13 protein-coding genes and 1 pseudogene are annotated in these 13,939 nt (G+C 60.3%); 10 read left to right on the plus strand and 4 right to left on the minus strand.

The features are described from left to right. Window positions 1-15: 15 nt before the first annotated feature. The 7 genes from MTX36_RS13930 to MTX36_RS13960 all read left to right on the plus strand — a co-directional run bounded on the left by MTX36_RS13930 (window position 16) and on the right by MTX36_RS13960 (window position 8,334). Entirely contained in the window at window positions 16-1,173 is a 1,158-nt protein-coding gene (locus MTX36_RS13930) for an HpcH/HpaI aldolase/citrate lyase family protein (protein WP_243620350.1), read from the plus strand. Further along, on the plus strand, window positions 1,170-2,453 hold the full coding sequence (locus tag MTX36_RS13935) for a phosphoribosyltransferase family protein (protein WP_243620351.1): 1,284 nt from the start codon (window positions 1,170-1,172) through the stop codon (window positions 2,451-2,453). The genes MTX36_RS13930 and MTX36_RS13935 overlap by 4 nt, the downstream gene beginning before the upstream one ends. Continuing rightward, the gene (locus MTX36_RS13940) at window positions 2,450-3,559 is read left to right on the plus strand and encodes a cysteine protease StiP family protein (protein ID WP_243620352.1); all 1,110 of its coding nucleotides are present in this window, start codon (window positions 2,450-2,452) and stop codon (window positions 3,557-3,559) included. The genes MTX36_RS13935 and MTX36_RS13940 overlap by 4 nt, the downstream gene beginning before the upstream one ends. Further along, the gene (locus MTX36_RS13945; RefSeq protein WP_243620353.1) at window positions 3,556-4,443 is read left to right on the plus strand and encodes an HAD family hydrolase; all 888 of its coding nucleotides are present in this window, start codon (window positions 3,556-3,558) and stop codon (window positions 4,441-4,443) included. The genes MTX36_RS13940 and MTX36_RS13945 overlap by 4 nt, the downstream gene beginning before the upstream one ends. 40 nt (window positions 4,444-4,483) lie before the next feature. After that, window positions 4,484-5,767 carry a TerD family protein gene (locus MTX36_RS13950; protein WP_243620354.1) on the plus strand — a complete coding sequence of 428 codons (1,284 nt, stop codon included), beginning with the start codon at window positions 4,484-4,486 and terminating at the stop codon, window positions 5,765-5,767. Between the two features lie 88 nt (window positions 5,768-5,855). Next, the gene (locus MTX36_RS13955) at window positions 5,856-6,731 is read left to right on the plus strand and encodes an SGNH/GDSL hydrolase family protein (RefSeq protein WP_243620355.1); all 876 of its coding nucleotides are present in this window, start codon (window positions 5,856-5,858) and stop codon (window positions 6,729-6,731) included. 28 nt (window positions 6,732-6,759) lie between these two features. Further along, window positions 6,760-8,334 (plus strand): TerD family protein, encoded by a 1,575-nt coding sequence (locus MTX36_RS13960; RefSeq protein WP_243620356.1) that lies wholly within the window; start codon window positions 6,760-6,762, stop codon window positions 8,332-8,334. A gap of 16 nt (window positions 8,335-8,350) precedes the next feature. On the opposite strand, the gene MTX36_RS13965 is transcribed toward MTX36_RS13960, so the two are convergent. Continuing rightward, window positions 8,351-8,647: a helix-turn-helix transcriptional regulator gene (locus MTX36_RS13965; RefSeq protein ID WP_374230484.1), complete on the minus strand. Its 297-nt coding sequence runs from the start codon at window positions 8,645-8,647 to the stop codon at window positions 8,351-8,353. 226 nt (window positions 8,648-8,873) lie between these two features. Between MTX36_RS13965 and MTX36_RS13970 the strand changes: the two genes are divergently transcribed. Continuing rightward, on the plus strand, window positions 8,874-9,329 hold the full coding sequence (locus MTX36_RS13970) for a tellurite resistance TerB family protein (protein WP_243620357.1): 456 nt from the start codon (window positions 8,874-8,876) through the stop codon (window positions 9,327-9,329). Window positions 9,330-9,394: 65 nt separating this feature from the next. On the opposite strand, the gene MTX36_RS13975 is transcribed toward MTX36_RS13970, so the two are convergent. Then, window positions 9,395-9,916 (minus strand): 2-oxo-4-hydroxy-4-carboxy-5-ureidoimidazoline decarboxylase, encoded by a 522-nt coding sequence (locus MTX36_RS13975; protein WP_243620358.1) that lies wholly within the window; start codon window positions 9,914-9,916, stop codon window positions 9,395-9,397. 118 nt (window positions 9,917-10,034) lie between these two features. Beyond that, window positions 10,035-12,007 (minus strand): annotated as a pseudogene (locus MTX36_RS13980) (amino acid permease). A 219-nt stretch (window positions 12,008-12,226) separates the two neighbouring features. Here MTX36_RS13980 and MTX36_RS13985 point away from each other — a divergent pair. Both MTX36_RS13985 and MTX36_RS13990 read left to right on the plus strand, forming a co-directional pair. After that, complete coding sequence (locus tag MTX36_RS13985; protein ID WP_169633779.1) at window positions 12,227-12,433, plus strand: hypothetical protein; 207 nt, start codon at window positions 12,227-12,229, stop codon at window positions 12,431-12,433. 26 nt (window positions 12,434-12,459) lie between these two features. Continuing rightward, the gene (locus MTX36_RS13990) at window positions 12,460-13,290 is read left to right on the plus strand and encodes a crotonase/enoyl-CoA hydratase family protein (protein ID WP_094270982.1); all 831 of its coding nucleotides are present in this window, start codon (window positions 12,460-12,462) and stop codon (window positions 13,288-13,290) included. An 85-nt stretch (window positions 13,291-13,375) separates the two neighbouring features. On the opposite strand, the gene MTX36_RS13995 is transcribed toward MTX36_RS13990, so the two are convergent. After that, a complete protein-coding gene (locus MTX36_RS13995; RefSeq protein ID WP_094270983.1) occupies window positions 13,376-13,867 on the minus strand; it encodes an inorganic diphosphatase in 492 nt (163 codons plus the stop codon). Window positions 13,868-13,939 lie beyond the last annotated feature (72 nt).

Consider the following 13,939-nt stretch of genomic DNA (forward strand, 5'->3'; position numbering starts at 1 on the left):
ACGGAAAGAAGAGACATGCAGCACTTTCAACACCTCAGCGATGAAGTGCGGGAGCAATTGTTCCTGCACGCTCCGCGGACGTTCGCAGACTCGGACGAGAGAGACCTGCTGGCTATCGCTCTGGGCGCGACGCTGTATGTGCCGGCGACGAGGGCCGGTCTGGCCGAGATCGTGGAGAAGCGAGCCGCTGACGGTGTCAGTTCGATGGTCTTGGACCTCGAGGATGCTGTCGCGGACGACGAGGTGGAGGCTGCTCGGGCAAATGCGGTTGTCGCGCTCGACAAGATCGCATCGACCGATGCAGCGGGAATGTTGCTGTTCATCCGTGTCCGTGAAGTCGCCGATATCGCCGATATTGCCGAATCGTTGACGGTCGGCCGGGTAGCGCTGACGGGGTTTGTCGTACCGAAATTCGGGAGTGCGACCGGCGCCGCGTTCCTCGAAGCGGTGGCCGACGCCTCCGAGCGTTTGGGAAAGCATCTGTACGCCATGCCGGTGCTCGAGTCTCCGGAATTGGTGCACCGCGACACCCGTGATCTTGAATTACGTTCTGTCAGTGATATTTTGGCGCAGCATCGTGATCGCATTCTCGCGGTTCGTATCGGTGCTACCGATATGTGCAGCACTTTCGGGATTCGTCGTGACCGCGACCTGACGATTTACGACGTGCGCGTTGTTGTCGATGTCATTGCCGACATCGTCAATTACCTTGGACGAGCTGATGGTTCAGGATTTGTCATCACCGGTCCCGTGTGGGAGTACTTTGCCGATCACGAGCGCATGTTCCGTCCGATGCTGCGTGCGACGCCGTTCGAGGAGCATGACGCCGTGCGGTTCCGTCAGCATCTGGTGAGCCGCGACCTCGACGGGTTGCTTCGGGAAATCGCCTTGGACCGGGCCAACGGCATTCAGGGTAAGACCGTTATCCATCCTTCCCACGTCGCGGCAGTCAATGCACTGTCCGCGGTCACTCACGAGGAGTACCACGACGCATTGGACATCTTGGGTGTCGAGGTGGGCGGGGTTGCGGCGTCGGGTTATCGAAACAAGATGAACGAGATGAAACCGCACCGCAATTGGGCTCGGCAGACAGAGCTTCGGGCGCAGGTTTTCGGAGTTACCAACAAGGGCATCACGTTTGTCGAGTTGCTGACGGCGTTGGTCGATCGATGACGGGCACTGTTGCATCGATCCCTTGGGCTACAGCAGAATTCGGACTTGACCTTGTGCACGGCAGTTCCGCTGCGGGGCGGACGGTTCCGGAGTTGGTAATTCCGGGGCTGCGGCGTAATCCGCGTCGGGCGCACCTTTTGGTGTCGACGGTTCTGGGCAAACACGTGCCTACCGAGCCGTCGGTGGTGATCGGTGCCGCTGAGGATCTCGGCGACCTGGTACGTGACGCGCTTGGTGTCGGTGTTGATGTCGTGGTTCTCGGATTTGCTGAAACTGCAACAGGTTTGGGTCACTGTGTAGCAGCGCGCCTGCATGCTCACTGCTACCTGCATTCGACGCGACGCGATGTTCCGGGGGCAACCACCCTCGCGGGTTTCGAAGAAGGGCACTCGCACGCAACGAGTCATCTGATGCAGCCGACGTCGACAGAACTGTTCGAGAACAATCTGCCGTTGGTGCTGGTAGACGACGAAATCTCCACCGGAGCAACAGCTATCGATGCTATTCGGGCACTGCACGGTCAATGCCCGCGAGAGCGCTACGTCGTTGCTTCGTTGGTGGACATGAGAACCGACGAGCACCGCGCTGCCAGTGACAGTGCCGCAGAAGAACTGGGTGTGCGGATCGACTACGTCAGTCTCGCTTCCGGTTCCACGGTTCTTCCGGATGGTTTGACCGAACGGGTCACGGCGCTCGAGGCTCCGACGCTCAATGTGGCCGGGGAGCGCCGCGGAACGGTTTCACGGGTGGATCTGCCCTGGCCGGCGACAGTTCCGGACGGGGGCAGGCACGGATTCCTCGATTCGGACGCGGTAGATTTCGAGCGGGCAGTCGAAGGCGCTGTAGCAGTAGTGAACTCGTTAACCGGCCTGGAGCGTCCTCTGATCGTCGTGGGGCATGAAGAGCTGATGTATCTGCCCCTCTGTATCGCGAGCAGTCTGGAACGTGGGGGCCGGGCAGTGCGCTATCAAACAACGACGCGTTCGCCCGCGTACGTCATGGACCTCGAGGGCTACCCGCTTCGCCGCGGGTTTACCTTTGTTGCACCGGAATTAGGCGAGACCGAACCGCGGTTCCTGTACAACGCGCAGTGGCCGGACTCGGCAGTCGACGCTGTGGTTCTGTTGATCGTAGACGAACCTGCCGACACCGATCGTCTGATCGCAGACGATGGTGTCGTTGAAGCGCTGAGAAATGCCGGGACCGATGTAGTGGTGGCAACGGTGCGGGGAGCAAACCCGTCGGCGTTGCGGGATTCGAGAGAAGGTGAAGGCGCATGACCGTACCTTTGGTCGGACCCCAGTTCGGTTCGTATGCTGCGGATGAAGTGAAGTGGCTGCTCAAGGACCTCTCTCATGTAGATCTTGAAGCGGATGTTGCCGAGCGGGAGAAGCGCATTCAGTCGGGTGAGGCGCACTACGCAGAATCGCTACCGATCGAGTATCAGCCCGACGATGCGTATCGCGAACTGTTCGAAACGGTGTTGGCGGAAAGCGCGCCCCGTTTGGCGCGTGCAGTCGGTACTGTCACCGACCTGGTGTTGGCCGAGCGCGGATCCGACATCGTATTGGTCTCTCTTGCCCGGGCCGGCACACCCGTCGGGGTCTTGATGCGTCGGTGGGCCAAGCATGTTCACGGAGTGACATTGCCGCACTACGCGGTGTCTATCGTTCGAGGCAAGGGGATCGATGCTGTTGCCCTCGATCATCTTTCGCATCATCATGATTCGTCGAACATCGTCTTCGTGGACGGATGGACGGGTAAGGGCGCAATCGCCCGTGAGCTCGATGCGGCACTGGCCGAGTATCACGCTGCGGGTGGCGCTGCGTTCAACTCCGATCTGGCAGTACTTGCCGATCCGGGATACTGCGTCCGAACCTACGGAACCCGAGATGACTTCCTGATTGCTTCGGCGTGCCTCAATTCGACTGTGTCCGGGCTGGTCTCGCGCACGGTTCTCAACGACACCCTGATCGGACCCGGAGATTTCCACGGCGCGAAGTTTTATGCAGATCTTGCCGATGTAGACGTGTCCAACCGGTTACTCGACGTAGTCTCGGCGGAATTCGATACCGTTCGCAGTGATGTTGCGGATTCGCTTGCCGCCGTGCGTGCTTCGGATCGAACGCCTACCTGGGCCGGGTGGGAATCGGTGGAGAAGGTTCAGGCGGACTACGGAATTTCCACGGTGAACTTCGTCAAACCCGGTGTCGGCGAAACCACTCGGGTATTGCTGCGCCGGTTGCCGTGGAAGGTGCTCGTCCGCGAACTGGATGCACCCGAACATGCCCACATCCGATTGCTCGCGCAGTCCCGTGGCGTTCCCGTCGAGGAAGTTTCCGATCTCGCGTACTCGTGTGTCGGTCTGATCAAGGACATCATATGAGGGCGTCACCGGTATTGATCGCGACCGACCTGGATCGCACGATGATCTACTCGAAAAACGCGATCGGGGGTGATCCCTCTGGCGCCGATCTGGGGTCAGGACCGGCCCCGGTGTGCGTCGAGTACTACGACGGCGGGCCTCTGTCCCACATGAGCGGCGACACGATCGCACTACTGCGAGACCTCAGCGCCGCAGTGCCGGTAATTCCCACGACCACCCGGACGATTGCGCAGTTCCAGCGGATCGACTTGCCTGGTGGTCCATGGAAGTACGCGATCACCAGCAACGGTGGGACCATCCTGGTCGACGGAAAACCCGACCTGTCGTGGCGCGCCGAGATCGACCGGTCAACTCGCGACGCCGCGGTTGAGTTGGCGCACGTCCACAGTGAGCTGCAAGCCCGCATCGACGTCAGTTGGGTCAGTTCCATACGGGTGGCCGACGAGTTGTTCCCGTACCTGGTGGTCGACTTGTCGACCATTCCCACTGATTTCGAAGCCGGCTGGAACGATTGGTGTACCTCCCGCGGATGGAACGTGTCACGGCAGGGACGAAAGATTTACACGATGCCCGACGCGGTATCGAAATCCCGTGCCCTCGCGGAAGTGCGTCGACGCCTGATCGAGTCGGGTGACCTCGCGGCCGACGGCATGGTTCTGTCGGCCGGCGACGGCGCCCTCGACGCAGACATGCTCGAGTACGCAGACTTCGCGATCCGTCCTCGGCACGGTGAGCTGGAAGAACTGAATTGGCGACGCCCGACGGTTACTGTGACAGAAACGTCCGGAATCGCGGCGAGTGTGGAGATCGTGAGATGGTTCTCCGCCCACGTCGCGGCAATGACGGTCGGCGCACCGCAAGAATCTCAGCAGCTTCCCCAGTAATGAACACCAGCAATGAACACTCTCGATGAAGGAGATGCAGTTGTCTGTATCGCTTGCCAAAGGTCAGAACGGTCCACTCAACGTGCCGGAAGTGATTGTGTCGGTGCAGTTGGCCGCCGCTGCTGATTTGTCAGCGCTTCTCGTGACCGGTAACGGCAAGGTGCGCTCCGATGCGGACTTCGTCTTCTTCAACCAGCCCACCGGACCGGGTGTGCAGTTGACGCCCAATCCGGGCGGCATTGCGTCCCTGAAGGTCTCGTTGGCCGGTGTGCCCGCTGATATCGAGCAGGTTCGCGCGGTCATCACGCTCGACGACACTTCGTCGAGTTTCGGTCGCACTGCTGCGCCCACTGCTCGGGTATCCGACACCGCCGGAAACGTGTTGTACGAGTACGTGATCGACGGACTCTCTGCCGAGTCCATCGTCATTGCGCTCGAGGTGTACCGCCGTCAGGGGGCGTGGAAGGTTCGCGCTGTCGGGCAGGGCTACGCCGGTGGATTCGCAGCGTTGGTCACCGATCACGGTGTGTCCGTTGACGACGCGCCGGCACCCGCGCCGGCACCCGCGCCGGCACCCGCGCCGGCACCCGCGCCGGCACAGGCAGCACCGGTCCAGGCCGCCCCGCCTGCCTACAACCCGCCACCACAGCAGCAGCCGTCGTACAACGCACCGCCGGCCCCACCTGCCCCGCCGGTGTACAACCAGCCTCCCGCAGCGCCGGCCGAGGTCAGTTTGGTGAAGGGCCGCCCGGTCAGTTTGACCAAGGGACAGAAAGTCACGCTCCGTAAGGAGGGCGGCGTCGCACTGACCATGATCCAGATGGGTCTGGGTTGGGATCCGATCAAGAAGAGCGGAATATTCGGCAACCGCACCGCCAATGTCGACCTCGACGCTTCGGCGCTGCTCTATGCGGACGGCAACCTGATCGATGTCTGCTACTACGGTCAGCTCACGTCGAAAGACGGATCAGTGCGGCACATGGGTGACAACCTGACCGGCGAGGGTGACGGTGACGACGAAGTGATGACGGTCGACCTCCAGCGCGTCCCGGCTCACGTCAACACAGTGATCTTCACGGTCACGTCGTACCGCGGGCATACCTTCGAGCAGGTCCAGAACGCGTTCTGTCGTCTCGTGGACAGCACCACCAATGCGGAATTGGCGAGGTACACGATGCAGGGCGGTATGGCATTCACCGGCATGGTGATGGCCAAGGTTTACCGGCAGAACGGTGAATGGAAACTGCAGGCAATCGGGGAAGGTATCCAGGCCAAGCATGCCGGCGAGGCCGCACCACAGCTGGGCCGATTCTTGATGGCGTAATTCTCGAAATCCAGTTGGGGTGAAGGGTTCGGTTCGCAAGATGATTACTCGGGGAACGCGATTCAGTCGTGTTGCGACAACAGCAGTCGTGGCTACAGCAATGGGAATGGCTCTGGCAGTAGTACCTGTCGGCGTGGCGCACGCATCGGTTCCTCAGGATCAGAAAACGAATCAACAGACGAGCATCAAGTACGTCGCTCTCGGAGATTCGCGGGCGTCGGGTCCACGGCTGGAACCGATGTACCCCGACGGGTGTTCACGTTCGTACGAGAATTTCGCGGGCAAGATTTCGCGTGAGCTCGATGTGTCAGAGTTCGCCGACGTGTCGTGCAGTGCTGCTCGAAGCGAGAACATCATCTCCACACCCCAACTGATTCCGACGCGGTGGCCGGTGCAATTGGACTCGGTGCACCCGGACACGAATTTGATCACCCTCTCGGTTGGCGGTAACGACTCGAACACCCTGATCGTGGGGGCATTGTGCGCGTCGCCTGCCCCCGGGATCGATCGCGGATGCCGCAACGATCCGTTGACCGAGTCCCTTGCTCAGTCCGGCATCGATCAGGCTGCGGCTTCGTTGGACAAGACACTGGCTGCACTGACCACCCGGGCACCGGAGGCCCGGATCTACATGGTCGGCGCGGGTGGGATGATCGGTGCTCGGGCATGCTGGCCGAATGTTCCGTTCTCGGACGGTGACGCAGCCTGGTTCATGAACTACTACGCGCGCTTCAACACGCAATTTGCCGCCATTGCCGGTCGGTACGGGGTGCACGTCATCGACATTGCCACGGACGCCATTGCCGGTGGACATGACGGCTGCGCCGTACCTGAGCAGCGGTGGTTCGAGGGAATGTTCTCGGAGTCCACGGCGCAGCGTCTGCATTTCACGGCTCGCGGAATGACCGAAGTCGCGGACCGGATCGTGGCAGATCTGCGTACGAATCCCGTCGGCGTTGCATAGTTTACGAGTCGTGGCATAGTTCACGGCTGTGACTGTGGAGTTCATTCCGGGGCAGAATGCGCCGCTGCAAGCATCTGTCGTGACTTTCCGTGCGTCGAGCCAGACGCCGTTCGACGTGTCTGCGTTGGTTACCGATGCACACCTGCGGGCGTTGTCGTCCGAGGATTTTGTGTTCTACAACCACCCCACCACCGCTGGGGTGCAGCTCGCGGGAGACAGTATCCGGGTGGAGCTCGATCGAGTCCATCCGAATGCTGCCGCAGTGCTGTGCATCGTGAGCGTCGATCCGAGCCACGCGCAGGCCGGAGCGTTTCGTACCGCCGGCCTCTCGGCTGTGCTGACCGATGAATCCGGTTCGGTGGTAGGGCAATTCGCCATACCAACCGCAGGTTCGGAGACAGCAGTCATCTGCTGGGAGTTGTACCGCCGAAACGGAGCCTGGAAAGTTCGAGGCGTCGGGCAGGGGTATGCCGGCGGGTTGGCCGAGCTCATCGGAGTCCATGGCGTCGAGGTGGATGATGCACCGGCCAGTTCGGCTGCAGTGCAACAAGTTCACGATGTGGAGCCAGTCGAGGACGGGCGTGGGCTCGAACGAATGTGGATGATCTTCGAGGATGCATCACGCTCGGCAGCGTCACTGATTTCGAGTAGCGAATATGCGATGACGCGCTTGGACACGGAATTGACGGCAGCGGTGGCCGACGCGAGCACCCGCAATTCACCGGCCGGTGTGGCGGCGCGCGAAGCGGCGCAGAACCGTCACGACGAACTGGTGGAGACTGCCCGCGCAAGTCACACTCGTGATTCCGCGCAACTCGTCCGGGAACTGGCTGTGGTCGACACGGTTCTTCCGCGGGCGATGGCGTCGTGGGAATCGCCGGTGTGGGCGTCGGAGAAAGGCGCCACGCCTCAGTCTGTCGAGACCGTGATTTCCAGTGACGGTGTGCGATTGGGTGTATTGACTGCCGCTGACCGCGGCACTCTGACGGTGCCGTACTGCTTGCCGATTCCGCTGACCAGGCCCGTCTGGGTAGAAAGCACGTCCAGTGCAGCAGCGATCGGCGTGGTCAGTGCACTGACGCTGAGAATCATGGCGGCCGGCCCGATGCCGCTGCTCGACGTCGTAGACCTGACGGGCGCCTTCACGTCGTTGACCGATCGCTTGTCCGCATTGTTGGAGGGACCGGTGATTCGAAACCATTCGGAGATATCGGCGCGACTCACAAATCTGGCGCAATCGGTGGATTTGGCGGAGCTCGCCCGAGCCAGTGGAATGTCCACCGACCAGACAGCCCCGAGCACTCAACGACTGCTGATACTCGGCGATTTTCCGCATGGATATTCGGAGTCGGACGTTCATGCGATCATGTTTCTCGCCGAGCGCGGGCCGATGATCGGTTTGTCGATAGTGCTTGTCGGCGATGACGAGTCGAACTCGACGGAAGAGAGCGTCTCCGCATTGTCCAACGGATGTCGGCATCTACCGGCGGCTGGTGAGATCGACGTCCAGGATCCGTGGACAGGTTCGCACTGGGTCCTCGTTCCGGATGTTCTCGACCCGGCGAACCAATCTCAACTGTTTGCCGCGCTCGACAAGTTCTGACGTGGCACAGGCCGTGTCAGAGCTCGTCGAGATCGATTATGCCGTCCTGCAACGCGCGCGCGAGCAAACTCGTCTTGGTGGGGGCAGACCGTTCGATTGCTGCGTACTTTCCTCGAATCCGGGTGAGTTGCGTGTTGACCGTTCCGATGGAGATGCCTAGCTGCGCCGATACGACGGGTTTGCTGTCGGATTTGAGCCAATGCTGCAGCACCTCGATTTCACGGTTGGTGAGACCGGGATCGAGTGCCGGCGCAGTAGGTTGCGTCGCGGTGGGTTGAGAGAATGCACCCGTTGGTTCGGGCAAGGCTGTCACGGAAGCGGTTCTCGATTCTGATTGTGATCACGCTCTCTCGAATGTGGTCACTGCCGGTTGTCAGGCGGGATGCGCAGGTTCCTCGCCCCTGTTCGCCCACTTTTTTGAAGCATATGGGAACCAACCGACAAGTATTGATACGAAGCAGATGGCGCATTGCGGACCTCCCAGGCAGAGTGGTGTTACCACTACGCGCGGTGCGTGGCGGCATTACCGGAGGAGACTCATGGCATTCTGGGATCAGCTGAAGGCTAAGGCTCAGGAAATGAACGGCCAGCTCAAGACCAAGACGAGCCAGTTCCAGAACAAGGAATTCAAGAACGCCAGCATGGCGATGTGCGCGCTGATTGCTGCAGCAGACGGCTCGATCGACCCGTCGGAGCGTCAGAAGACGTCGGCTCTGATCATGAGCAACGAGTCGCTGGCAGTCTTCCCGCCGGACGAGTTGCGTCAGCAGTTCGATTGGTACTGCAGCAAGCTGACTTCCGATTTCGAGTTCGGAAAGCTCGAAGCAACTGCAGCTATCGCGAAGCTCAAGTCCAAGCAGGATCAGGCTCGCGCCGTCATCCAGATCGGCATCATCATCGGCGGCGCCGACGGCAACTTCGATCAGCACGAGCGCGCAGTAGTGCGGGACATGTGCTTCGCAGTCGGAATCGCTCCCGCCGAATTCGAACTCTGAGTTCTTCGGCAGTAAGGCAAGCAAGCGGGTGTGGCGCCATGGCGCCACACCCGCTTCTCATTTGTTCAGTACTCCGGATATCCGTCTTCCGGGCCGAGCATGCGCTCGATACGTGTGCACGTGATCTTTGCCAACTCGTCGACGCAGATTTTGCGTTCCACCGACGGCGCGTTGAGCATGCGGACGCTGATATTTTCGAGGACTTCGTGGGCGTCGTGTCCGTGAGAGCACCAGATGTACCGGAATCCGAAGGTTCGTTCGTACTCCTCGCCCGCATTCCTGATGGAGGCCATGACCTGCTCGTCGGGAACCCAGATCGAGCATTGTTCTAGGTGAGATGGCGCACTATGGGCGCGTAAGCCCACCGCTGGGTGGCATTGCAAAGCGCTTTCGACGTCCGGGTCGGAGAGATCGAGCAGCGCGTCCTCGGCTCTCGCCAGTATCTCCGCGTAGCTTCTGAACGGGCGTCCGTCACTGACCCAGCCCGCCCAGGTCATCGAACAGCAGCACTCGTACAGCGCGTGTATTGCCTTCGGTCGGGGCAGTTCGTTGAACCTGTCCAACCCGATCGACTGATGCAGCAGCATGTGCTCTCCCGGTCTGCCGACGAAGATGCGCGATCAACACATGATCCGTCGTGGACCTCGGGGCTGTGAAGATCTTTCGGCTCGAATTTTCAGATTCTTAACATGGCGAAGTGCGAACTCAACCCACGTGCACATGAGGTCTGCGGGACCGATGTGGCTCGGCACGGCGCAGGACCTCTCGGGTGACCGGAGCGGTTTCACCTTCGCCGATGAACAGGAATCGCAGCAGATTGGTCAGCGGATTGCCCTCGGACCACTCGAAGTACACGTCGGGAATCACTCCGGTGAGGTCTCGCGTTCGCAGCAGCACTGCCGCAATGGTGTTGGGCACTGCCGGGCTGTTCACCCACAAAACGCGATGGTCACCACGCCTACGGCCGTGAATGAGCAGATCGGTGCTGAAGTCGGAGGAATCGATGACGTTGACTTCGATGAAGATGATCGATTCGGTCGACGGAATATTGCTGTCGGCTCGCTGCTGCAGTTCCTTGGTTCGATATTGGTTTTCGTCGAGATGCTCGGCATCGTGCGCAACCATCGCGAGGTAGCCTTCGCTCGCGGCGTCGGTGATGAATTGTAAAGCGGTCTCGTCGAATTCGACGGAAGTGGCACGCAGTTCGAATGCCCGCGAAACCCGAGACAGTAGCGATACGACGAGGATTGCAGCGATGAAGAACGACGCGACCTTCACCCCGTCCGGCCGCTCCACGATGTTGGCAATCGTCGTATAGACAAACAGCACTGCGATAAAGCTGAAGCCCCAGAACAATTTTCGGGCACCATGTTTGCGTGCCGAGAGTGCGACAGCGACCGTCGCGGAGGAGATGAGGACAAGAACACCGGTTGCATACGCGGAACTTTGGGCGTCGACATTCGCGTCGAAATAGACCGTGACAGTGACCGCGATGATGCTGAAAACAAGGACGAGTGGGCGCACTGCCCGCGCCCACGCCGGGGCCATTCCGTACCGGGGGAGGTAACGCGGAACTAGATTGAGTAAACCGGCCATCGCGGAAGCGCCGGCGAACCACAGAATCAGAATGGTGCTCGAGTCGTAGACGCTTCCGAAAATTTGCCCCAGATAGTCGTGAGCGAGGAATGCCAAAGCTCGACCGTTGGCCGCTCCGCCGGGCTGAAACTCGTTCTCCGGGATGAGGATTGTCGTTACCAGGCTCGATGTCAGCAAGAACCCGCTCATGATCAATGCGGCTGTGGTGAGCAATCGTTTGGCTCCGCGGATACGGCCTTCCGGATTCTCTTCGGTGTCACCCCGATCGCCTTTGATCTGCGGCATGACTGCGACCCCGGTCTCGAAACCCGATAGTCCGAGAGCAAGTTTCGGGAAAACGATCAGTGCAACCAGGATCATCATCGCGGGGTTTCCATGTTCCGTCGACATGGCCCGAGTCCAGTCGGTGACCAATGACGGAGCCGTCGCGATGTGCCATAAACCTGTGCCGATCACGACCAGATTCAGTGCGAGGTACACCGCGACCAAGCCCACGGCGATACCGATGGCTTCGGTGAATCCGCGAAGAAAAACAGCCGACAGGAGTGCGAGGAGAACAAGAGTGACCGCGACAGTGTGTCCGGAGAGAAAGGTTGGCGCAAAAGGATTTTCGATAAGGTGCGCGGTGGCGTCGGCGGCCGAAAGTGTCATCGTGATCAGGAAATCCGTTGCCGCGAAACCTAACAGCACCAGGACGAATATCTTTCCGCGCCACTTGGGTAGAAGCTTTTCGAGCATGGCGATGGAACCTTCGCCGTGTGGACTTTCGCGGGCAACACGGCGGTATACCGGCAGGGCGCCGAAGATGGTGAGCAGGATCAGAACGATTGTTGCGAGAGGTGCCAAGGTGCCGGCCGCGAGGGCGGCAATTCCGGGTTGATAGCCGAGTGTCGAGAAGTAGTCGACACCCGTCAGACACATGACTTTCCACCACGGGTGGCGATGTTCTTTTTTGGTGTGATGCGGTGCGGGCCAAGGTGTCCGCCGGGTTCCTCGGTGATATCTGCCAGCAACCACGAACTCAGTCGATGCTTCGGTGACGCTCCGTCGTCAGGAGTGCTGTTTTCGGCCGTTGTCGTCATGGCGATCGCTCCTCCTGACCTGTGCGAATCCATACCTCGGTGAAGTGACAGGGGTACCCGCTTCAGGGCGGGACGAAGAGTTTCCGGTTCTCAGCAGATTCGCAGGATCCTCGAGCTGATTTCTTTGTGCTGCGGGGCTAGATTGGAGACGTCGAACCTCGTTGGATGCTTGACTTTTCGGGTATTCGAAGAGGGCTGCGAAGGTGAAAGGACAATGCAATGGCTACAAGTGTCGCGGTAAGGAGCTCGGCAACGTCGAGCAAGCGGACAATTCCGTTGTCTCAGTACGTTGCGGAGCATCCGGCGGTCCGAGTTTTTCCGCCGACGAGTGAACGTGCCACCAGGATCGCAATGCTGACGATGTTCGCTCTGATCGCAGTGTCGTTGCTGGTCTTGGTGCTGGACGAGGCCGGCCTCTTCGGCTGACCGTCACTCGAGGTTACTCTTGAGTAATGAGCGAACAGAAGAGCTGGAATGCGTTCACAGTCGAGCGCGAAGACAACATTGCCCAGGTGACGTTGATCGGCCCCGGCAAGGGCAATGCGATGGGCCCGGATTTCTGGAGTGAACTCCCAGCGATCTTCGCCGACCTCGACGCAGATCCGGAAGTGCGGGCCGTCGTCGTCGCCGGTTCGGGTAAGCACTTCTCGTTCGGACTGGACCTGGCTGCCATGAGCGGAGAGTTCGGCGCCGTCATGGCAGACAAGGCCCAGGCCGGCCCTCGAACCAAATTCCACGACATGATCAAGCGCATGCAGTTGGGCATCAACGCTGTTGCGGATTGCCGCAAGCCCGTGATCGCTGCAGTCCAGGGCTGGTGCATCGGTGGTGGCGTCGACCTCATCACCGCCGCCGACATCCGCTACGCGAGCGCCGACGCAAAGTTCAGTATCCGTGAGGTGAAGGTTGCCATCGTCGCAGACATGGGCAGTCTCGCTCGTCTGCCCGCGATCATCGGCGACGGCCACCTGCGTGAACTGGCACTGACCGGCAAAGACATCGATGCGGCGCGCGCCGAGAAAATTGGTCTCGTCAACGACGTGTTCGCCGACGCCGACGCCGTGCTCGCGGCCGCTCGCGCAACGGCCAAGGAGATCGCTCTCAACCCGCCGCTCGTCGTCCACGGCATCAAAGACGTCCTTGATCACACGCGGAGCGCGAGCGTGAACGACAGCCTGCGCTACGTCGCAGCCTGGAACGCGGCGTTCCTGCCGTCGCAGGATCTGACCGAAGCCATCACTTCCGTCTTCCAGAAGCGTCCCGCTGCGTTCAAGGGCGAGTAGATACTGCAAGGGTGAGTAGATAGCGGTCAAAACAAAAATCCCCGCACATCAAAAAGATGTGCGGGGATTTTCTTACGCAGATGCGTCAGTGTCCACCGTTGTCGGCGAGACGCTTGATCGAAGCCTCGACCTCGGCCTTTGCCTCGGCTGCGCCAACCCAGTCAGCGCCGGTGACGTGCTTGTTCGGCTCCAAGTCCTTGTAGTGGACGAAGAAATGCTTGATCGCGTCCAACTCGAACTGCGAAATGTCGCTGAGATCCTGAATGTGATCCCAACGGGGGTCGCCTGCCGGAACGCACAGGACCTTGTCGTCTCCGCCGGCCTCGTCGACCATCTTGAACATGGCGACGGGGCGAGCCTCGACGATTACGCCGGGGTAGACGGACTCGGGCAGAAGAACCATGGCGTCCAGAGGATCGCCGTCCTCGCCGAGGGTGTTCTCGATGTATCCGTAGTCAGCCGGGTAGCCGAAAGCGGTGTAGAGGTAACGGTCCAGCTTTACGCGGCCAGTCTCGTGGTCGACCTCGTACTTGTTGCGCTGACCCTTGGGGATCTCGATGGTGACGTCGAACTCCACGCCGATTCCTCGCTGTCGTGTCGGTAATGATTCGTCGGAAGGATATCGGGTCAAGGATAAGGTTGGCTGACC

This window comes from Rhodococcus sp. ARC_M6 (genome assembly GCF_022810305.1).
Lineage (GTDB): Bacteria > Actinomycetota > Actinomycetes > Mycobacteriales > Mycobacteriaceae > Rhodococcus_F.

What these genes read in the sequence shown, in the direction of transcription:
- MTX36_RS13930 (WP_243620350.1), top strand. Translation starts at nt 16, where the DNA reads ATGCAGCACTTTCAACACCTCAGCGATGAAGTGCGGGAGCAATTGTTC.
- MTX36_RS13935 (WP_243620351.1), top strand. Translation starts at nt 1,170, where the DNA reads ATGACGGGCACTGTTGCATCGATCCCTTGGGCTACAGCAGAATTCGGA.
- MTX36_RS13940 (WP_243620352.1), top strand. Translation starts at nt 2,450, where the DNA reads ATGACCGTACCTTTGGTCGGACCCCAGTTCGGTTCGTATGCTGCGGAT.
- MTX36_RS13945 (WP_243620353.1), top strand. Translation starts at nt 3,556, where the DNA reads ATGAGGGCGTCACCGGTATTGATCGCGACCGACCTGGATCGCACGATG.
- MTX36_RS13970 (WP_243620357.1), top strand. Translation starts at nt 8,874, where the DNA reads ATGGCATTCTGGGATCAGCTGAAGGCTAAGGCTCAGGAAATGAACGGC.
- MTX36_RS13975 (WP_243620358.1), bottom strand. Translation starts at nt 9,916, where the DNA reads ATGCTGCTGCATCAGTCGATCGGGTTGGACAGGTTCAACGAACTGCCC.
- MTX36_RS13985 (WP_169633779.1), top strand. Translation starts at nt 12,227, where the DNA reads ATGGCTACAAGTGTCGCGGTAAGGAGCTCGGCAACGTCGAGCAAGCGG.
- MTX36_RS13990 (WP_094270982.1), top strand. Translation starts at nt 12,460, where the DNA reads ATGAGCGAACAGAAGAGCTGGAATGCGTTCACAGTCGAGCGCGAAGAC.